The organism is Fulvimarina endophytica (genome assembly GCF_003403015.1).
Lineage (GTDB): Bacteria > Pseudomonadota > Alphaproteobacteria > Rhizobiales > Rhizobiaceae > Fulvimarina > Fulvimarina endophytica.
In genome coordinates this window covers 82,212-101,317 of record NZ_QURL01000007.1, presented here as the reverse complement: position 1 = coordinate 101,317, position 19,106 = coordinate 82,212, and the positions used below count along the sequence as shown (strand labels likewise).

General features: G+C 64.1%; 16 protein-coding genes. 10 read left to right on the top strand and 6 right to left on the bottom strand.

Features of this window, described 5'->3' with window-relative positions:
- The first annotated feature begins 149 nt into the window (after positions 1–149).
- Positions 150–1,223: a recombinase RecA gene (recA, locus tag DYI37_RS16195; RefSeq protein WP_116684311.1), complete on the top strand. Its 1,074-nt coding sequence runs from the start codon at positions 150–152 to the stop codon at positions 1,221–1,223.
- A gap of 137 nt (positions 1,224–1,360) precedes the next feature.
- Positions 1,361–4,033, top strand: a complete 2,673-nt coding sequence (gene alaS, locus DYI37_RS16190; protein WP_116684310.1) for an alanine--tRNA ligase — start codon at positions 1,361–1,363, stop codon at positions 4,031–4,033.
- A 130-nt stretch (positions 4,034–4,163) separates the two neighbouring features.
- On the opposite strand, the gene DYI37_RS16185 is transcribed toward alaS, so the two are convergent.
- Positions 4,164–4,535: a PRC-barrel domain-containing protein gene (locus DYI37_RS16185; protein ID WP_116684309.1), complete on the bottom strand. Its 372-nt coding sequence runs from the start codon at positions 4,533–4,535 to the stop codon at positions 4,164–4,166.
- Between the two features lie 403 nt (positions 4,536–4,938).
- Positions 4,939–6,156, bottom strand: coding sequence for an NADP-dependent isocitrate dehydrogenase (locus tag DYI37_RS16180; RefSeq protein ID WP_116684308.1), 1,218 nt, complete (start codon positions 6,154–6,156; stop codon positions 4,939–4,941).
- A gap of 174 nt (positions 6,157–6,330) precedes the next feature.
- Between DYI37_RS16180 and DYI37_RS16175 the strand changes: the two genes are divergently transcribed.
- From DYI37_RS16175 to DYI37_RS16160, 4 genes are all read left to right on the top strand, one after another.
- Positions 6,331–7,809 carry a carboxylesterase/lipase family protein gene (locus DYI37_RS16175; RefSeq protein ID WP_245413965.1) on the top strand — a complete coding sequence of 493 codons (1,479 nt, stop codon included), beginning with the start codon at positions 6,331–6,333 and terminating at the stop codon, positions 7,807–7,809.
- A gap of 83 nt (positions 7,810–7,892) precedes the next feature.
- Positions 7,893–8,687, top strand: coding sequence for an RNA methyltransferase (locus tag DYI37_RS16170; RefSeq protein WP_116684307.1), 795 nt, complete (start codon positions 7,893–7,895; stop codon positions 8,685–8,687).
- Positions 8,684–9,472 carry a glutamate racemase gene (murI, locus tag DYI37_RS16165; protein WP_116684306.1) on the top strand — a complete coding sequence of 263 codons (789 nt, stop codon included), beginning with the start codon at positions 8,684–8,686 and terminating at the stop codon, positions 9,470–9,472. Before DYI37_RS16170 ends, murI begins: the two co-directional genes overlap by 4 nt.
- A 101-nt stretch (positions 9,473–9,573) precedes the next feature.
- Positions 9,574–9,783: a DUF3126 family protein gene (locus DYI37_RS16160; protein ID WP_116684305.1), complete on the top strand. Its 210-nt coding sequence runs from the start codon at positions 9,574–9,576 to the stop codon at positions 9,781–9,783.
- Positions 9,784–9,907: 124 nt separating this feature from the next.
- On the opposite strand, the gene DYI37_RS16155 is transcribed toward DYI37_RS16160, so the two are convergent.
- The 3 genes from DYI37_RS16155 to hspQ form a co-directional block, all read right to left on the bottom strand.
- Complete coding sequence (locus tag DYI37_RS16155; RefSeq protein ID WP_116684304.1) at positions 9,908–10,510, bottom strand: transglutaminase-like cysteine peptidase; 603 nt, start codon at positions 10,508–10,510, stop codon at positions 9,908–9,910.
- Positions 10,511–11,408: 898 nt separating this feature from the next.
- Positions 11,409–11,996, bottom strand: coding sequence for a PilZ domain-containing protein (locus tag DYI37_RS16150; protein ID WP_116684303.1), 588 nt, complete (start codon positions 11,994–11,996; stop codon positions 11,409–11,411).
- 195 nt (positions 11,997–12,191) lie between these two features.
- Positions 12,192–12,515 carry a heat shock protein HspQ gene (gene hspQ / locus DYI37_RS16145; RefSeq protein WP_116684302.1) on the bottom strand — a complete coding sequence of 108 codons (324 nt, stop codon included), beginning with the start codon at positions 12,513–12,515 and terminating at the stop codon, positions 12,192–12,194.
- Between the two features lie 115 nt (positions 12,516–12,630).
- On the opposite strand from hspQ, the gene DYI37_RS16140 reads away from it, so the two are divergent.
- On the top strand, positions 12,631–13,596 hold the full coding sequence (locus DYI37_RS16140; RefSeq protein WP_116684301.1) for an AEC family transporter: 966 nt from the start codon (positions 12,631–12,633) through the stop codon (positions 13,594–13,596).
- Here DYI37_RS16140 and DYI37_RS16135 read toward each other — a convergent pair.
- Positions 13,546–14,769 carry a UbiH/UbiF family hydroxylase gene (locus tag DYI37_RS16135; RefSeq protein ID WP_116684300.1) on the bottom strand — a complete coding sequence of 408 codons (1,224 nt, stop codon included), beginning with the start codon at positions 14,767–14,769 and terminating at the stop codon, positions 13,546–13,548. The two genes, DYI37_RS16140 and DYI37_RS16135, sit on opposite strands and share 51 nt — an antisense overlap.
- Positions 14,770–14,946: 177 nt before the next feature.
- On the opposite strand from DYI37_RS16135, the gene pcsA reads away from it, so the two are divergent.
- From pcsA to glgX, 3 genes are all read left to right on the top strand, one after another.
- Complete coding sequence (gene pcsA, locus DYI37_RS16130) at positions 14,947–15,705, top strand: phosphatidylcholine synthase (protein WP_116684299.1); 759 nt, start codon at positions 14,947–14,949, stop codon at positions 15,703–15,705.
- Positions 15,702–16,679: a quinone oxidoreductase family protein gene (locus DYI37_RS16125; RefSeq protein ID WP_116684298.1), complete on the top strand. Its 978-nt coding sequence runs from the start codon at positions 15,702–15,704 to the stop codon at positions 16,677–16,679. Before pcsA ends, DYI37_RS16125 begins: the two co-directional genes overlap by 4 nt.
- Positions 16,680–16,818: 139 nt before the next feature.
- A complete protein-coding gene (glgX, locus tag DYI37_RS16120; RefSeq protein WP_245413973.1) occupies positions 16,819–19,071 on the top strand; it encodes a glycogen debranching protein GlgX in 2,253 nt (750 codons plus the stop codon).
- Positions 19,072–19,106 lie beyond the last annotated feature (35 nt).

The following is a 19,106-nucleotide window of genomic DNA, read 5'->3' as shown; positions in this document are numbered from 1 at the left end:
GCGGTCAGCCATCGCGTCGGCCCCGGGGCGCCTATCCCGCGCGGAACAAAATGAAAACATCCACCTTGACGAGAACAAAAAGGGTACGTAGATCTGGCTCCTGACAGCGTTGCGCGCGGTGCGCCGAATGCATTAAGGAGCGGATCATCATGGCCCAGAATGCCCTCAGGCTCGTCGAGGAAAACTCCGTGGATAAGACCAAGGCGCTGGACGCCGCTCTCTCTCAGATCGAACGTGCCTTCGGCAAGGGTTCGATCATGAAGCTCGGTCAGAACAATCAGAGCATCGAGGTCGAGACCGTATCGACCGGTTCGCTGGGGCTCGACATCGCGCTCGGCATCGGCGGTCTGCCGAAGGGCCGCGTGATCGAAGTCTACGGTCCGGAAAGCTCGGGCAAGACGACGCTCGCTCTCCACACCATCGCGGAAGCCCAGAAGAAGGGCGGCATCTGCGCCTTCGTGGACGCCGAGCACGCGCTCGATCCTATCTATGCCCGCAAGCTGGGTGTCGATCTGGAAAACCTCCTGGTCTCGCAGCCCGATACGGGCGAACAGGCCCTCGAAATCGTCGATACGCTCGTCCGCTCGGGTGCGATCGACGTGCTGGTCGTCGATTCCGTCGCCGCGCTCACGCCGCGCGCCGAAATCGAGGGCGAGATGGGCGATTCCCTGCCGGGCATGCAGGCTCGCCTGATGAGCCAGGCCCTGCGCAAGCTGACGGGCTCGATCTCCCGTTCCAAGTGCATGGTCATCTTCATCAACCAGATCCGCATGAAGATCGGCGTGATGTTCGGCTCGCCCGAGACCACGACCGGCGGCAACGCCCTGAAGTTCTATGCGTCCGTCCGCCTCGATATCCGCCGGATCGGCTCGATCAAGGATCGCGACGAAGTGACCGGCAACCAGACCAAGGTGAAGGTCGTCAAGAACAAGCTCGCGCCGCCCTTCAAGCAGGTCGAGTTCGACATCATGTACGGCGAAGGCGTCTCCAAGATGGGCGAGCTCATCGATCTCGGCGTCAAGTCCGGCATCGTCGAGAAGTCCGGTGCCTGGTTCTCCTATAACAGCCAGCGCCTCGGGCAGGGCCGCGAGAACGCCAAGCAGTTCCTGCGCGACAATCCGGCGGCGGCTCAGGAGATCGAGCAGTCGATCCGACAGAATGCCGGCATTCTCGCTGAAAAGCTGCTCGATGATGGAGCCGAGGACACGGCGAGCGAGGATTGATCCTGCGTTCGCGCCGGTAAGATCGGCCTCTCGATTTACAGCGGCAATCGGGCTTTGTAGAACGACGCGGAACGAGCGGGGTGCGGAGAATCCTTCGCATGCCCGCTCCCCAGGCTGATTCTCCAAAGGTTGCGGCAATGAGCGGCGTCAACGAAATCCGGTCCGCGTTTCTGGACTACTTCGCGAAGAACGGGCATGAGAAGGTGTCCTCCTCGCCTCTCGTTCCGCGCAACGATCCGACGCTGATGTTCGTGAACGCGGGCATGGTCCAGTTCAAGAACGTCTTCACGGGCGAGGAGAAGCGGCCCTATTCAACCGCCGCGACCTCGCAGAAATGCGTGCGGGCCGGCGGCAAGCACAACGATCTCGATAATGTCGGTTATACCGCACGGCATCACACCTTCTTCGAGATGCTCGGCAACTTCTCGTTCGGCGACTATTTCAAGGACCGGGCGATCGAGCTCGCCTGGACGTTGATCACCAAGGAATTCGGCCTGCCGAAGGACAAGCTTCTCGTCACGGTCTATGCCGACGACGACGAGGCGGCGGCGCTCTGGAGGAAGATCGCCGGACTGTCGGACGATCGCATCATCCGGATCGGAACCTCCGACAATTTCTGGACCATGGGCGAGACCGGCCCCTGCGGTCCGTGTTCCGAGATCTTCTACGATCACGGCGAGGGCATTCCCGGAGGGCCTCCGGGGAGCCCGGACGAGGACGGCGACCGTTTCATCGAGATCTGGAATCTCGTCTTCATGCAGTACGAGCAGATGGCGGGCGGCGAGCGCGTCGATCTGCCCCGTCCTTCGATCGATACCGGCATGGGTCTCGAGCGCATCGCGGCCGTCCTTCAGGGCGTTCACGACAATTACGACATCGATCTCTTCAGGATCCTGATCGAGGCCGTCGAGAACACGATCGGCTCGCGCGCCGAAGGCAACCAGACCGCCAGCCACCGGGTCATCGCCGATCATCTGCGTTCGGCGGCCTTCCTCATTGCCGACGGCGTCCTGCCGTCGAACGAGGGGCGCGGCTACGTCTTGCGGCGCATCATGCGCCGGGCGATGCGCCATGCCCGTCTCCTAGGCGCCAGGGAACCCGTTCTCTTCAAGCTGCTCCCCACTCTCGTCGGCGAGATGGGCCGTGCCTATCCCGAGCTCGGACGGGGCGAGGCGCTCATCTCCGAGACGCTGAAGCTCGAGGAGAGGCGGTTCCTCCAGACGCTCGACCGTGGTCTGTCGCTTCTTGCCGATGCCACCGAGGGCATGGATGCCGGCCAGAAGCTGTCGGGCGAAACCGCGTTCAAGCTCTACGATACCTATGGCTTCCCCCTGGACCTGACCCAGGATGCCCTGCGCCAGCGCGGCATCGCGGTCGACCTCGACGCCTTCAATACGGCGATGGCTCGCCAGAAGGCGGAGGCGCGCAAGAGCTGGGTCGGCTCGGGTGAGGCTGCGACCGAGAAGGTCTGGTTTCCGATCCGCGAGCGTGTCGGCGCGACCGAGTTCCTCGGCTACGACACGGAGGAGGCGAGCGCTTCCGTTGCCGCTCTCGTGAAGGATGGCGCGGAGGTCGACGCGGCGAGCGAAGGTGACGAGATCTTCGTGGTCGTCAACCAGACCCCGTTCTACGGCGAGTCCGGCGGACAGCTCGGGGACACGGGTCGCATGACGCGCGGCGGCACCGTGATCGCCATTCAGGATACGCAGAAGCTCGCCGATGGCCTCTTCGTTCACCGCGGCATCGTGGAGTCCGGAAGCATCTCGGTCGGCGATGCGCTCGATCTCAAGGTGGAACACCGTCGCCGCTCGAAGATCCGGGCCAATCACTCCGCGACCCACCTCCTGCATGAGGGCCTGCGGGAAGTTCTCGGCAGCCACGTGGCGCAGAAGGGCTCCATGGTGGGTCCGGAGCGGCTGCGCTTCGACTTCTCCCATCCCAAGCCTCTCGATCGTTCCGAGATCGAAGCCGTCGAGCGTCTCGCCAATGGCGTCATTCGGCAGAACGCGCCGGTCGAGACCCGTCTGATGGCGGTCGACGATGCGATCGCCTCGGGCGCGATGGCGTTGTTCGGGGAGAAATACGGGGACGAGGTCCGCGTCGTGTCCATGGGCACCGCGATCGAGGGCGAGAAGGCCGGCAAGGCCTATTCCGTCGAACTGTGCGGCGGCACCCATGTCGCGGCCACCGGTGAGATCGGACTGGTCCATGTGGTCGGCGAAAGCGCTGTCGCCTCGGGGGTGCGCCGCATCGAGGCTCTAACGGGCGAGGCGGCGCGGGATTATCTGCGCGAACAGGACGCACGGGTCAGAAAGATGGCTTCGCTGCTGAAGGCATCGCCCGAGGATGCGCTGGCCCGCCTCGAAGCGGTGGTCGAAGAGCGCCGCCGTTTCGAACGCGAACTCGCCGAGGCGCGAAAGAGGCTCGCAATGGCGGGTGAGGGCGGAACGGGCGCTGCCCCCGAAGCGCGGACCGTCGCCGGCATCGCCTATCTGGGCCGTGTCCTCGAAGGTGTTTCGGGCCGTGACTTGAAAGGGCTCGTCGACGAAGCCAAAGCGGGCCTCGGCTCGGGCGTGGTCGCGTTTGCCGGCGTTGCGGACGGCAAGGTGTCGGTCGTCGTCGGCGTGACCGAGGACCTGACCGAGCGTTTCGACGCGGTGTCCCTCGTCAAGGCCGCAAGTCTCGCGATTGGCGGCAAGGGCGGCGGCGGTCGACCGGACATGGCCCAGGCGGGCGGACCGGACGCAGACAAGGCCAGTGAGGCCATCGCGGCCGTCGAGACGGAGCTGCAGCGCACCGAGGCCGCTTGAGCGGCCGAAGTCGTCGGCGTCGGTCGGCATCCGCCCTTTGTCGGGCACTGGCAATCGATCGGCCTTTCGAAGGAAAAAAGGGACGGGAGCCTTGCTCCCATCCCTCTCAGATCAGGTTCGTCTGAAACGATCAGTCGTTGCGGGTCGGGAGGGTCTGGACATCCTCCGCCGAGACTCCGACCGTCAGCTGGTCGTTGGTGACCGAGAAGTCGGAGAGCGGAACCAGCACGTCGTCGCGGTCGGGATAGGTGCTTCCGTCATCGTCGTCGAAGCTGACTTCCAGATGGGTCGGGGTCTGCGCGTCGGAGCCCAGAACATCGTCGACCTCACCAACCTTCGTGCCGCTCGCATCATAGACGTCCATGTCGTCGATCTGATCGACCGTCATGTTCAGCGGCGCGACGGTCACGTCGTCGGTGACTTCCGTCATCGCGGTCTGAGCAAAGGCGGTGCCAGCGAGAAGAAGCGTGGCGGCGAATGCGGTTCCGGTTCTCTTCAGCATGCAGGTAACTCCTTCGAAATCATTGAATTCGCGTCGTTAACCGCCTGCACGGGACTTGGTTTCAAGGAAAATTTCCCGTTCAGCCATCAGGGGGCGAGACGAAGGATCGTCTTCCGCTTCTGCTCTCTCGGATTGATGCGCATGCGCCAACCGGCGTTCCGCGCGCCGAGCCTGGGCGAACTTCCTGGGACGCTGCCGCCAGTGTTTCGAACCGACTGAGTGGCTGAGGGAGTGATCGCGCGAAGCCATCGCGCCCGGATCGTTCACCCGGTTCCGAAACGAAGAGCGCCGGGCGATCGGGCTGCACGGAGGGTGCAACCTGATCGCCCGGCGCGCCGGATCGTCGTTCAGTCTTAGAGGCGCCGGTCTTTCACAGCGCCTCGAAAAAGGTTCGGCCCGGCCCTCAGGCCTTCGCCATTTCCTTCTGGAGACCCTCGTCGACCTTGTCGAGGAAGCCGGTGGTGGAGAGCCAGGGCTGATCGGGGCCGATAAGAAGGGCGAGATCCTTCGTCATGAAACCGCGCTCGACGGTGTTGACGCAGACGGTCTCGAGCTTGTCGGCGAACATCTTCAGATCGTCGTTGCCATCGAGCTTCGCACGATGGGCGAGACCACGCGACCAGGCGAAGATCGAGGCGATGGAGTTCGTCGAGGTCTGCTCGCCCTTCTGGTGCTGGCGATAGTGCCGGGTCACGGTTCCGTGGGCCGCTTCCGCCTCCACGGTCTCGCCGTCCGGCGTCATCAGCACCGAGGTCATCAGGCCAAGTGAGCCGAAGCCCTGCGCGACCGTATCAGACTGCACGTCGCCGTCGTAGTTCTTGCAGGCCCAGACATAGCCGCCGGACCATTTCAGGTTCGAGGCGACCATGTCGTCGATCAGGCGGTGCTCGTAGCTGATCTTGGCGGCCTTGAACTTGTCCTCGAACTCGCTCTTGTAGATCTCCTCGAAGATGTCCTTGAAGCGTCCGTCATAGACCTTCATGATCGTGTTCTTCGTGGACAGATAGACCGGATAGCCGCGCTGCAGGCCGTAGTTCAGCGATGCGCGGGCAAAATCCTTGATCGATTCGTCGAGATTGTACATCGCCATGGCGACGCCCGATGCCGGTGCATCGAAGACTTCGTGCTCGATCGTCTCGCCGTCCTCGCCAACGAACTTTATCGTCAGCTTGCCCTTGCCGGGGAACTTGAAGTCGGTGGCGCGGTACTGGTCGCCATAGGCGTGACGCCCGACGATCACAGGCTTCGTCCAGCCGGGGACGAGACGCGGCACGTTCTTACAGATGATCGGCTCACGGAAGATCACGCCGCCGAGAATGTTGCGGATCGTGCCGTTGGGCGAACGCCACATCTTCTTCAGGCCGAATTCCTCGACACGGCCCTCGTCCGGCGTGATCGTGGCGCATTTCACGCCGACACCGTGGCGCTTGATCGCATGGGCGGCGTCGACCGTCACCTGATCGTCGGTCGCGTCGCGATGCTCGACGCCGAGATCGTAATATTCGAGGTCGATGTCGAGATAGGGATGGACCAGCTTTTCCTTGATGAATGCCCAGATAATCCGGGTCATCTCATCGCCGTCGAGTTCGACCACTGGATTCTCGACTTTGATCTTCGCCATCGGTGCCTTCCTTCGCAAAACGGTTCGGCGGTATGAAGCCGCCGACATGGTGACGCGGCGAACCCGCGCCAATTCGAACTTCGCGCCCTATACCACCCACCTGTGCGGAGGCAAAGGCAAGGCGGGCGCCGGATTGCCGTCCGGCTTCCGATCCGCAGTTCAGGAGTTCAGTGCGTGTCAGGCTCGGTATTCGTCAAGGCGCCATGCGGGCTCATCGAGGGTCGGCGACGCGGAAGGGTCAAGCGCTTTCTTGGCATTCCCTACGCGATGCCGCCGATCGGCCAGAAGCGGTTCGGTGCGCCGTTACGGCGCGAGACGCTTCCCGGATGCTACCGCGCTGTCGACTTCGGTCCCTCGGCCCCCCAGCGCAAGGCATTGCCGCGGCCGCTCGCGGCAATCGCCCGCTTCGCCAGCGAAACCAGCGAGGACTGCCTCAACCTCCATGTCTTCACCCCGGGCCGAAAGGGACGGCGTCCGGTGCTCGTCTTCATCCACGGAGGCGGCTTCTTCCTCGGCTCGGGCTCGCAATATGCCGGCGACGAACTGGCGGCGCGGGGCGACATCGTCGTCGTCTCGATCAACTACCGGCTCGGCCTCCTCGGCTTCAACGCGTTCACGGAACTGTTTGGGGACGACGAGCGCTTCGTCGCCAATGCCGGCCTTCTCGATCAACGCATGGCTCTGGAATGGGTGCGCGACAATATCGAGGCCTTCGGGGGCGACCCCGAGCGGATCACCATCGCGGGTGAATCGGCGGGCGCGGCTTCCGTCGGATACCATCTCGTCACAGATGGCTCGAAGACGCTGTTTTCGCAGGCGATCTGCCAGTCGGGCGCGGTCAACATGTTTCATCCGCGCGCCAAGGCCGTCGAGATCTCGCGGGCGGCCTTCGCGATGCTGTGTCCGGGCGGGAACCGCGAAACCCTGTTCGATCTCCCGGCCGGCCAGTTCGTCCGGGCGTTCTCCGCGCTCTCCGCGATGTTTCCGGGCATCCCGACCATGCCTTATGTGGACGGGCGCGAATTACCGGACGAGACCCTGCCGCAGATCTATGCCCGCGTCAAATCCGTCCCCCTCCTCATCGGCACGAACCGCGACGAGTTCACGCTCTTCGTCGACCTGCCGGGATTCAGCTTCCCGGTCGGCGCGAACGATCTCCTGTCCTGGGTCGAGCGGACCGGAGGGGCGGAACGGGCAGAGCGCGTCTCGGGCGTCTACAGCGCCGACAAGTCCGGCTCGACGGCATTCGGAACCGATATCCTGTTCAGGTCCGCGGCCATCCGGTTCGCGGAGGTTCACAGCCGCGAGGCGCCGACCTTCATGTATCGCCTCGACTGGCGCGCCAAGGGCCTGTTGCAGCGTCTGGGCGCGACCCATTCCGTCGACCTGCCGCTGATCTTCGATCAGTTCCTGAGGCCGTTCCGAAGCGTCTATCTCGGTGTCCTTCCAGATCCCGCCCGGCAGAGACTGGCCCTGCGCATGCAGGATCACTGGACGCATTTCGTGCGGACGGGACGGCCGGGAGAGGACTGGCCGGCCTATGCGCCGGAGCGGCGCTCCACCATGATCTTCGGCGTCAGCGACAGGATCGAGGACGATCCGGACGAGCCCCGGCGAACCGCCTGGGAGGGGCTCGACGGCTTCGTTCCCTAAAGCGCGGCGACGACCCGAAGCGGGCTGGAAACGGTCCCGTTTCGGCGATAGACCTCGCCATAGCCCGAGAAGCGCGCGAGAGAATGCCCGTGTCCGAACATGCCCCAAGCCCCTCGATCATCGCCCCGGCGATCATCCTCGTCGAACCGCAGATGGGGGAGAATATCGGCATGGTGGCCCGTGCGATGGCCAATTTCGGCCTCGTCGACCTGCGCCTCGTCAAGCCGAGGGACGGCTGGCCGAACGAGCGGGCAAGGGCGACGGCGAGCCGCGCCGACCATGTCCTCGACGCCGCCCGGGTGTTCGAGACCCTGAGGGAGGCGATCGGCGATCTCTCCCTCGTCTATGCGACGACGGCTCGCCCGCGCGACAGCTTCAAGCCGGTTCGCGGCCCGGAAGAGGCGGCCGAGCGGCTGGTCGCCCATTCGGCGATCGGCCGGACCGGCGTCCTGTTCGGCCGGGAGAAATACGGTCTGGAAAACGAGGAGGTCGGTCTTGCCGACGAGATCGTGACCTTTCCGGTCAATCCGCAATTTGCGTCCCTCAATATCGCGCAGGCGGTCCTTCTCGTCAGCTACGCCTTCACCAATGCGGCGCGGCCGGACCATCGTCCCCGGTTCGAGGCTCCGGTGACGACGAGAGCCGATAAGGCGGATCTCTTTCATCTGTTCGAGCATCTGGAGGCGGCGCTCGACCGGCGCAACTACTTCTTCCCGCCTCACAAGCGCGAGGCGCTCGTCCAGAACCTGCGCACGATGCTGACCAAGGCCGAATTCTCCGAGCAGGAGGTGCGCTCGCTTCGCGGCGTCATCCGCTCGCTCGAACGCCCCGTGCCGGACGACGAGGCACAGGCGCGCAAAGACGAGGATCATTCATGAGCGACGGTCCCATCCTCATCTTCGACAGCGGCGTCGGTGGGCTCACCGTTCTGCGCGAGGCCCGCGTTCTGATGCCGGACCGGCGTTTCGTCTTCGTCGCCGACGATGCTGGCTTTCCCTATGGCGACTGGGAGGAAGACGCGCTGACCCGGCGCCTCGTCGAACTCTTCGGCCGGCTGATCGCCGCTCACGGCCCGATCGCCTGCGTCATCGCCTGCAACACCGCCTCGACTCTTGCGCTCGACGCGCTTCGCGCGGCCTATCCCCAAATGCTCTTCGTCGGGACCGTGCCCGCGATCAAGCCCGCCGCCGAACGCACCCGGTCGGGCCTTGTCTCCGTGCTCGCCACCCCCGGCACGGTGCGCCGGCAATACACCCAGGATCTCATCGATCAATGGGCGACGCGCTGCCGCGTCAAGCTCGTCGGCAGCGTCGCCCTCGCAGCGCTCGCCGAGCGCTACATGCGCGGCGGCTTCGTGGACGAGGAGGCGGTTCTGACGGAGATCGCGCCCTGTTTCGTCGAGGAGGACGGGCGGCGCACGGATATCGTCGTCCTCGCCTGCACGCATTATCCGTTTCTCGTGAACCGCATGCGGAAGATGGCGCCCTGGCCGGTCGACTGGCTGGATCCGGCAGAGGCGATCGCGAGACAGGCCGAGCGTGTCGTCTCGACCCTGGGAACCCGCTCCATCAGCGGCGATTTCGATCCCGCCTTCTTCACGGGCGGCGAGCCGGATTTCGCAACGCGGCGGATCGTTCACGGCTTCGGATTGCGCACCCGCTGACGGGCGTGGGCAAAACATCCCCGCAAGGCTGGGGGCGCGGTGGTTGATTGCCGCGCGCACTGCATCATTTGGGCGGCGAATGACACGAGAGGGACCATGACGTGAAGCCCGACGAAATCCGCAAGCTCGACGCCTATCTGAAGCGCACCTTCGGCACCGATACCATCGCCGTGCGCGCGCTCCCCAAGCAGAACGACACGGCGGAGGTCTATCTCGGCGACGAGTTCATCGGCACGCTGACCAAGGACACCGAAGAGGGTGAGTTGTCCTACCACATGACCATGACGATCCTGGACATCGACCTGGAATAGCCGCTTCGGAACGTTCCGGTACAAACGAACCGGCCGCGAGCGATCGCGGCCGGTTTTTCGTGTCCGCCGGCCGGGCGGCGGACGAGGGAGAGAGCGCGTCTTCGACGTCCGCGCCCGGGGTCGATCAGCGAAGGCTGCCGACGAGGATCGAACGATCGTCGATGATGTCGACCCACTGGCCGGCATGGCGTTCGGACTGGCGCTTCAGATAGGTGTAGTTGGTCTCGTTCCACACGGAGACCTGCTCGACCAGATTGTCGAGGACGAAGTCGCCGCGATCGGTCCGCACGGTGAGGACCGCATGGCCTTCGCCGTTCGACTGGAGGACGACGGTGAGGAGGAGGGCGGAGGACGGCACGCCGGCCCGCTCCAGCATATACTGCTTTAGAAGGGCGTAGTCCTCGCAGTCGCCTTCCGTCGTCGGATAGGACCAGACATCGGCCTTGCCGTGCATGGCCATGTCCTCGCGCGGGTAGATGGCGGCGTTGACCGCGGCATTGACCTCGACGATGCGGCTCCAGAGGGCCTTGTCGAGTTTGGGGGCGCGGGCGGCCTGGCGCGGCTGGCAACGATCGGAATACTGCTGGCAGAATTCGTAATGGCCGATCGGCTGCGAGGTGACGCTGGTCGTCGGCATATGAACCGGACGCGCATCGGCAGAGGTGACGAAACCGGCGCAGAGGATCGTTGCGAGGGCGAACGAGGCGGTCTTGAGCGTCTGGAACATGGCGGGTGTCTCCCTGGTGTTGGGAAGACCCTGCGCTCATCGATTTGCTGCGAACCAAAGACCGGAGCGGCAATTTAGTTCAAATTGTCGGATATACTTCGGTAATACGTCTTGAAGCCTGTTCATCGGAATGAATAGAGATTTACCCGGCTTGTCATTGCTTCACGACGATCCGCCGAAATGCTCCGGTTTCGCCAACGGATCGATAACCCTACGGCTTCGTTGCGATCTCGAAAGCGTCTTCTGAAATGCGTGAACCCCTGTTCTGAAGGGCATTCGCCCGGATGCGCGGGGGAAGGAAAGCGTTAGGGGACGTGAAGGCTTCGTGACAGTTGATCAAAGTATAAAATCGCCGTTGAGACGGCTGAAACCATTCCGGGAAAGGTCGTGTTCATTTCCGGCGCGGCGCGGGTGATCGGCGCCTCGCAGCGAACTTCCTCGCTATGGTTTTCAGAAGATTTCCAAACGGCCACCGATCGCCGCCGGACCGGCGGATGGTCTGCATCCGACCGCATGTCGCGGGGGTCGGGGATCCATAAGAGCGAGGGCGGCGTGTCGAGACGCGATCATCGCGAGTATGGAAAGGAGCGTGCCCGAAAGCCGCGTTTCGCAGCCGGCGTCGCGGAATCCCGACTAAGGGTGCAGACCCCTCTCACGTCGCCGCGCGGTTCATCGCCGGCTGGGGGGCGGACATGGGGCCGTGAAGCGTCAGCGGAAAATAGCTTGCAAAGAGACAAGACCGGTTTCGCCCCCTGAGCTCCGGTCTGGAATGCAACTGGACCCAGCCACGGAGTGGGAGCTCGAAGCTTCGAGCGAAGCGTCGGTCAGGGGCGATGACCGCCCGATGCGTCGATCGCGATCCTGCTTCACGTCACGGAGGACCGGCCGGCGCTTCCGATCAGCGGAAGAGCCGCTGAAGCGCGTCTTCGCCGAGGACGCTCTTGAACTCGATGGCGAAGCCGTCTTCGAGATAGCGGACCACCCGGCCAGGCATCGCGCCGAGGGTGACGGCCGTTCCGATGACGGGCCGCACGGTCGAGGTGACAGCCGCGCCCGACAGCGAGAGATCGACGATCTTGACCTTGTAGCGCCGTCCATCGTCGAGAACGATGTCGCGGAACGGATTTTCCGGCTGGATACGCGCGTGGCGCCGGTCTTCGGCAAGGTTCATGATCTGGCGGTTGGTGAGCCAGGTGAGCTTTGCCGCTAGCTTCTCGCGCCGCCGCTCCGAACTCACCGTCCTCACGCTGAAGCCGCCATCGAAGATGGTCGCGACCTGTCCCTCGAGCCGGCCAACATGATCGGCATAGATGATGATCGTCTCGGCCGGATCGGGAACGACCGGCGCGATCACCTGGACCGAGCCCGGCGACATCTCGTCGATGCGGCAGGGAAATTCGGAGTGGTCCGAGCGCATGAACCTGCCGAGAATATCGATCGGAACGGAGTCGTATTCTCCCTCCGGGGTCGAAATGTCGAGCGTCATCCTGATGATCTCCCGGCGCTGGGCGACTCTTGCCATGCGTGCTTGCGCCGAATGTGAAGCAATAGGGTTAACGTGTGGTGCAGGTCGCGGAAATCGCCTCGCCGATCGCGTCTTCGCCGCCCGGCCGTCATCGCCGCGAGGGCTGCTTTGCCCAACCGGCGGGCGGGCACGGCTTTCGAACCGCGATCGCGAAGGTCAGTTGTGATTGGGCGAGCGGAGCTTGTAGGCGCCGTCGAACGGCCCTTCGAACAGTTCGTTGATCTGCGGATGGCGGACCGGCCGTCCGCTCTCGTCGGCGATCAGGTTCTGCTCCGAGCAATAGGCGACATACTCGGTCTCGGCGTTCTCGGCGAACAGGTGGTAGAACGGCTGGTCCTTGCGGGGGCGAACCTCCTCGGGGATCGACAGATACCATTCCTCGGTGTTGTCGAAGACGGGGTCGACATCGAAGATCACCCCTCTGAAGGGGAAGACCCGATGCTTGACGATCTGGCCGATTGAAAAACGAGCGGTTTGCATCGCGACGACAACTCCGTTACCTCGCCCGAAATAGCCAAGTTTCCCGGCGGCACGCAAGAACGATCCTCGATCCGGCATTCGCGTTGGGTTCTGTCCCGGATGGGGTCGTCACGCTATGCTCGAAATTCTAGGCCTCATCGCGCCCTTCTTCGGCCTCATCGCCCTCGGTTTCGCGGCGGGCCGGATCGTCGGCCATCCGGTCTCGGGGCTGGCCTGGCTCAACACCTTCGTCGTCTATCTCGCTCTGCCCGCGCTCTTCTTCCAGCTTCTGTCGAAGACGCCGGTCGAAAATCTGGGACAGGTGGGTTTCATTGCGGCGACCACGGCCGGCACCTTCATCGTATTCGCGCTTACGGTCGGCATCGGCCTCTGGGCGACGCGCGGCGATCTCGCGGCCTCGACCATCCAGGGCTTTGCGGGCGCCTATGGCAATATCGGCTATATGGGGCCGGGCCTTGCCCTCGCGGCGTTCGGCACCGGCGCGTCAGTTCCCGTCGCCCTCATCTTCTGCTTCGACAACACGCTCCACTTCACCATGGCGCCGCTCCTGATGGCGCTGGCGGGCGGGTCGGGAAGCTCCGTCCTGAAGGTCGCGGCAAGCGCCCTCAAGCGCATCTTCACCCATCCCTTCATCATCGCGACCATTCTCGGCGTCGCGGCCGCCGTGTTCGGCGTGAAGCCGCCCGAGCCTGCGGAGCGGTTCCTGACGCTGCTCGCGAACGCCGCCGCTCCCTGCGCGCTCTTCGCCATGGGCGTAACCCTGGCGCTGAGACGGCTGAACCGCGTTCCGGTCGAGTTGACCTGGCTCCTGCCGATCAAGCTCGTCCTTCACCCGTTGATCGTCTGGCTTCTGCTCGGCTTCGTTCCGGGCACCGATCCGGTTTGGGTCTATACGGCGATGCTGATGGCCTCGCTGCCGGCGGCGACGAATGTCTTCGTCATCGCCCAGCAATACGAGACCTGGGTGGAGCGGGCCTCGGCGACCGTCTTCGTCTCGACGGCCCTGTCGGTGTTGACGGTCGCGGGTCTTCTATACCTCATCACCGAGGGCCTGTTGCCGGCGCGACCATTCCTGCAGTGATTTCGGCAGTCCGAAGAGGCCCGCTCCCGGCGAGACGCCCTCGCGCATGGCGAAACGGCGCAGCGGGGACGCGGCGGCCATGATGCCGAGGCCGGCTGTGCGGCCGATCTGGACCGGCAGGAAGCCCGTGAGAAGCGAGCGGTTGAGGGCGTCGACACCGGCCGTGCGGCTCGTCACGTCGCCGCGCCGCTTGGCCTCGAAGCGCAGAAGCGTCGAACGGCGGCCGGGATCGTCCCGGCTTTCCTCCAGGCAGTCGCAAAGGACAGCGCAGTCCCGCAATCCCAGATTGAGGCCCTGCGCGCCGATCGGCGGGAAGACGTGCGCGGCTTCGCCGACGAGGGCGATGCGCTCGCCGGTGAGGCTGTCCACCGCCGCCCCGGAGAGGGGGAACGACTGAAGCTCCGTCTTCAGCGTCACCTTGCCGAGGATCGAGTGCATCTTCTCCTCGATGATGCGCTCGAGGCGATCGGGCTTCACGTCCACGTAGATCTCAGCGAGGTCCGGTTCCTCGACCCAGACGATGGCCGAGCTGCCACCCGGCATAGGTACCTGCGTGAAGGGGCCCGTCTTCGTATGGAACTCGGTCGAAACCGAGTCGTGGGCGCGCTCGTGATCGATGTTGAGGACGAGGGCGGTCTGGGGATAGCGCCAATGGCGGGTCTTGATGCCGGCCGCCTCGCGCATCGCCGAATTGCGACCGTCGGCGGCGATCACGAGACCTGCGCGGATGCGGGTGCCGTCCTCGAGGGTGACGATCGCCTCGTCCCGGTCCGCCTCGAAGGCGGTGGCCGCCATCTGCCGCGTTTCGAGCCGCTCCTCCCGGCTCGTCGCCGCGTCGAGGATCTCCGCCAGATCCTTGTTGAGGACGTTGTATCCGAACGCCGGAAGATCGATCTCGCTCGCGCGGAACTCGACGGTCGGAGCCCGGAAAAGGCGGCCCGTATCGTCGATCAGGCGCATCACCTTCAGGGGTTCGGCCTTGCGGGCGACCTCGCCCTCGATACCGATTCGGTCGAGGAAGGTCATCGAGGACCCGATCAGCGCGGTGGTGCGCTGGTCCGGCCGTGCGGCCGGGGCCACGAGCACGGTGTCGAACCCCATGCGGGCCATCGCGATCGCGGTGGCGGTTCCCGCAAGCCCGCCTCCAATGACTGCGATATCGCGCTTTTCCATCGATCGTCCTCGTCGCGTTGCGGAATTGCTCTGGGAAGGGAACGCAGAACTTGTCATTCGTTCCGTCCGTTCCCCGCGAATTACCGTCGCACCGCTCTATGTCCATGTGCGCGATGTCGCGTTATGCAATCGCGCAGGCGGACATTTGAAGAGCGAAGCAGAGGCCAGCATCCATCCATGAATTTCGACCTCACCCGTTTCGAGCAGTGGCGAGCCTTCCTCGTCCATATCCTGACGGCGACGGGCGCCTTCTTCGCCTTCCTCTCGCTCATCGCGGCCGGCGAGGGCAGGTTCGTCGACTGCTTCCTGTGGCTCGGCGTCGGTCTCTTCGTGGATGGCATCGACGGTCCGATCGCCCGCAAGTTCGACATCAAGCGCCGATTGCCGAACTGGTCGGGCGACATGCTCGATTCGGTCATCGACTATTCGACCTTCAGCCTGATCCCGGCCGTCGCCCTCTATCATTCGGGCATCATCGGCCGGCCGCTCTCCTTCGTGGCGGCCGCGCTCATCGTCATCACCAGCGCGATCTACTACGCGGATCTGCGCATGAAGACGAAGGACAACTTCTTCCGCGGATTCCCGGTCTGCTGGAACATGCTCGTCTTCACGCTCTTCGCGATCCATCCGAACGAGCTGACGGCCTTCGTCTTCGTCGCCCTCTGCGCCTTCGCGACCTTCCTTCCGATCAAGTTCCTCCACCCGGTGCGGGTGACGCGCCTGCGTCCTCTCAACCTCACGGTCTTCGCCCTGTGGTCGCTGCTCGGCATCGTCGCGCTCTTCCAGAGCCTCGAGCCCTCCTTCGCGGTGAAGGCGGGACTTGTCGTCACGGGCCTCTACCTTTTCGCAATCGGCGGCGTGCTGCAGGTCTACGACCGCATCCGCGGCCGCAATGACGGCGAAGACGAAACCATCCACAGCGAGGCCAACTCATGACGAAAGCGATGCGTATTCACGAGACGGGCGGGCCCGACGTGATGAAATGGGAAAACGTCGAGATCGCCGATCCCGGCGAAGGCGAGGTCCGCATTCGCCAGACGGCCGTCGGCGTCAATTTCATCGATACCTATTTTCGCGACGGGACCTATCCGGCGCCGAGCATGCCCTTCACGCCCGGCAAGGAAGGCGCCGGCATCGTCGAGGCGGTCGGCAAGGGCGTTTCGGATCTGAAGGAGGGCGACCGCGTCGCCTATGTGGGCGCGAACGGCTCCTATGCGGAAAAGGTCGTTCTGCCGGCCGCCTCTGCCGTGCCCGTTCCCGACGGCATCGCCGACGAGACCGCCGCCGCGATGATGCTGAAGGGCATGACCGCCGAATATCTCCTCAACCGGACCTTCAAGGTCGGCCCCGACACGACCATCCTCTTCCACGCGGCCGCCGGCGGCGTCGGGCTGATCCTCGGCCAGTGGGCGAGCCATCTCGGAGCCACCGTCATCGGAACCGCCGGAAGCGACGAGAAATGCGAACTCGCCAAGGCCAATGGCTACGATCATGCGATCAACTACAGCCGTGAGGATTTCGTCCAGCGCGTCGCCGAAATCACCGACGGCAAGAAATGCGACGTGGTCTATGACGGCGTCGGCAAGGACACGTTCGAGGGCAGCCTCGATTGCCTGAAGCGGCTCGGTCTGATGGTCAGCTTCGGCCAGTCGTCCGGCAGCGTGCCGCCGTTCTCGCCCGCGATCCTCAATCAGAAGGGCTCCCTGTTCTTCACGCGGCCGAGCCTCTTCAACTACACGGCGACGCGGGCGGAACTTCTCGACTGCGCGAACAACCTCTTCGACGTGGTCAAGTCGGGCGCGGTCAAGATCGAGATCGGCCAGACCTATCCCCTCTCGGAAGCGGTTCAGGCCCATCGTGACCTGCAGGGTCGCAAGACGACCGGGCAGACGGTGCTGACGATCGGCTGATCCTCGTTCCCGACGGAGTCCACGGATGCAGCGCGGAAGAGGGTTTCCGCGCTGCATTTTTGCATCGCGTCATGGAACGGGGTCATTCGTCAGATGTTGAAGCGGTGTTCTGCACTCTCTCCCCGAGGCACCCTTGACCATCCACATCTCCCCCAACAACAAGGCGACCCACTCGACCGTCGCCGGCAAGAGAAACTGGCGCGTGCGCGAGGGGCGGCCCTATCCTCTCGGGGCGACCTGGGACGGTCTCGGTGTCAATTTCGCGATCTTCTCGGCCCATGCGACGAAGGTCGAGCTCTGCGTCTTCTCGCCGGACGGCAAGACGGAGATCGAGCGCATCGAGCTCCCCGAATATACCGACGAGATCTATCACGGCTATCTGCCTGAAGCCCGGCCCGGCCTCATCTACGGTTACCGCGTCCACGGCCCCTACGAGCCCGATGCCGGCCACAGGTTCAATCCGAACAAGCTTCTGATCGATCCCTATGCCAAACAGATCCGGGGCGAGGTCAAATGGGACCATGCCCTGTTCGGCTACACGATCGGCCATGCCGACGAGGATCTGTCCTATGACGAGCGCGACTCGGCAGAATTCATGCCGCGCTGCGTCGTCGTCGATCCGGCCTTCACCTGGGGCGACGAGCGCCGTCCGAACGTTCCTTGGGACCGGACGATCTTCTACGAAACCCATGTTAAGGGGTTCACCCAGCGTCACCCGGCGGTCAACGACTTCGATCGCGGCAAGTTCTCAGGGCTCATGAGCCGCGAGGTCGTGGACTATATCCGCTCCCTCGGCGTGACCTCGGTCGAGTTCCTGCCGATCCACGCGCTGGTCGACGACAGCTATCTCGTCGATCAGGGGCTCCGCAATTACTGGGGCTACAACTCGATCGGCTTCTTCGCGCCGGATCCGCGCTACCTCGCGACGCCTGTCGTCAACGAGTTCAAGGAGCTCGTCTCGACCTTCCACCATGCCGGTCTCGAAGTCATTCTGGACGTCGTCTACAACCATACGGCGGAAGGCAACGAGAAGGGGCCGCACCTCTCCTTCAAGGGCATCGATAACGCCACCTATTACCGGCTTCTGCCGGATCAGCCGCGTTACTACATCAACGATACCGGCACCGGGAACACGGTGAACACCTCCCATCCCCGCGTGATGCAGCTCGTCACCGACTCCCTGCGCTATTGGGCCGGCGAGATGCGGGTCGACGGTTTCCGCTTCGATCTCGCGACGATTCTCGCCCGCGAGCCCACCGGCTTCTCCGAAGAGTCGAGCTTCCTGCATGCCTGCATGCAGGACCCGCTCCTTTCGCAGGTCAAGCTCGTGGCCGAGCCTTGGGATTGCGGCCCCGGCGGCTATCAGGTGGGTCGCTTCCCGCCGGGCTGGGCCGAGTGGAACGACGGTTATCGCGATACCGTGCGCGGCTACTGGCGCGGCGACGAGGGTTTCATTCCGAAGCTTGCGGGCAAACTCTCCGCATCCGCCGATCTCTTCGATAAGCGCGGCCGCAAGCCCTGGGCGAGCGTCAACTTCATCACCGCCCATGACGGTTTCACGCTGAACGACCTGGTGAGCTACAGCGAGAAGCACAACGAGGCGAACGGCGAGAACAATCAGGACGGCCACGACCACAACATCTCCTACAACTACGGAGAGGAAGGACCGACCGAGAACGAGGAAGTCAACGAGACGCGGATGCGCCAGATGCGCAACTTCTTCGCGACGCTCCTCTTCTCGCGCGGAACGCCGATGATTCTCGCGGGCGACGAATTCGCGCGCACCCAGGGCGGCAACAATAACGGCTATGCCCAGGACAACGAGATCGGCTGGGTCGACTGGAACGTTCCGGGAGCCTCGCGCGATCTCGCACGCTTCGTCCAGCGGCTGATCAAGCTGCGCCAGAGCCTGCCGCTTCTGCGGCGCGGGACCTTCCTCCACGGCACTTACGACGAAGAACTCGGCGTCAAGGATGTGGCCTGGATCAAGCCGACGGGGGAGGAGTTCAACGACGAGGACTGGTCGGATGCCGGAGCGAAGTGCTTCGGCGTGCTTCTCGACGGACGGGCCCAGTCGACCGGTATCCGCCGGCCCGGGAACGACGCGACCATGCTTCTGGTCATGAACTCCCATGACGACGTGGTGAACTTCAAGCTGCCGGAGGCGCCGGGTGGTCTGCGCTGGCAGCGCGTGTTCGACACCAATGCGCCGGAGGAGTTCGAGTTCGACCCCTACGACTTCGGACACGACTACATGGTGACCGCGCGCTCCTTCCTCATGTTCCTGCTGGAGCCTGACCGGCACGAGGAAGGACAGGAGGAGGCGATCCGCTCCTTCGCCTATATCCGCCAGGCTCTCGCCCAGGCGGCCGGCGATCCGCTCCGTCTCTGAGGCAGAGAGCGTCAGGCCTTTCGAAGAGCCGTCCG

Bases quoted from the DNA above. Each gene is read 5' to 3' on its own strand.
- recA (WP_116684311.1), top strand. From the start codon at position 150: ATGGCCCAGAATGCCCTCAGGCTCGTCGAGGAAAACTCCGTGGATAAG.
- alaS (WP_116684310.1), top strand. From the start codon at position 1,361: ATGAGCGGCGTCAACGAAATCCGGTCCGCGTTTCTGGACTACTTCGCG.
- DYI37_RS16185 (WP_116684309.1), bottom strand. From the start codon at position 4,535: ATGCTGAAGAGAACCGGAACCGCATTCGCCGCCACGCTTCTTCTCGCT.
- DYI37_RS16180 (WP_116684308.1), bottom strand. From the start codon at position 6,156: ATGGCGAAGATCAAAGTCGAGAATCCAGTGGTCGAACTCGACGGCGAT.
- DYI37_RS16170 (WP_116684307.1), top strand. From the start codon at position 7,893: ATGCCCGTGTCCGAACATGCCCCAAGCCCCTCGATCATCGCCCCGGCG.
- murI (WP_116684306.1), top strand. From the start codon at position 8,684: ATGAGCGACGGTCCCATCCTCATCTTCGACAGCGGCGTCGGTGGGCTC.
- DYI37_RS16155 (WP_116684304.1), bottom strand. From the start codon at position 10,510: ATGTTCCAGACGCTCAAGACCGCCTCGTTCGCCCTCGCAACGATCCTC.
- DYI37_RS16150 (WP_116684303.1), bottom strand. From the start codon at position 11,996: ATGACGCTCGACATTTCGACCCCGGAGGGAGAATACGACTCCGTTCCG.
- hspQ (WP_116684302.1), bottom strand. From the start codon at position 12,515: ATGCAAACCGCTCGTTTTTCAATCGGCCAGATCGTCAAGCATCGGGTC.
- DYI37_RS16140 (WP_116684301.1), top strand. From the start codon at position 12,631: ATGCTCGAAATTCTAGGCCTCATCGCGCCCTTCTTCGGCCTCATCGCC.
- DYI37_RS16135 (WP_116684300.1), bottom strand. From the start codon at position 14,769: ATGGAAAAGCGCGATATCGCAGTCATTGGAGGCGGGCTTGCGGGAACC.
- pcsA (WP_116684299.1), top strand. From the start codon at position 14,947: ATGAATTTCGACCTCACCCGTTTCGAGCAGTGGCGAGCCTTCCTCGTC.
- DYI37_RS16125 (WP_116684298.1), top strand. From the start codon at position 15,702: ATGACGAAAGCGATGCGTATTCACGAGACGGGCGGGCCCGACGTGATG.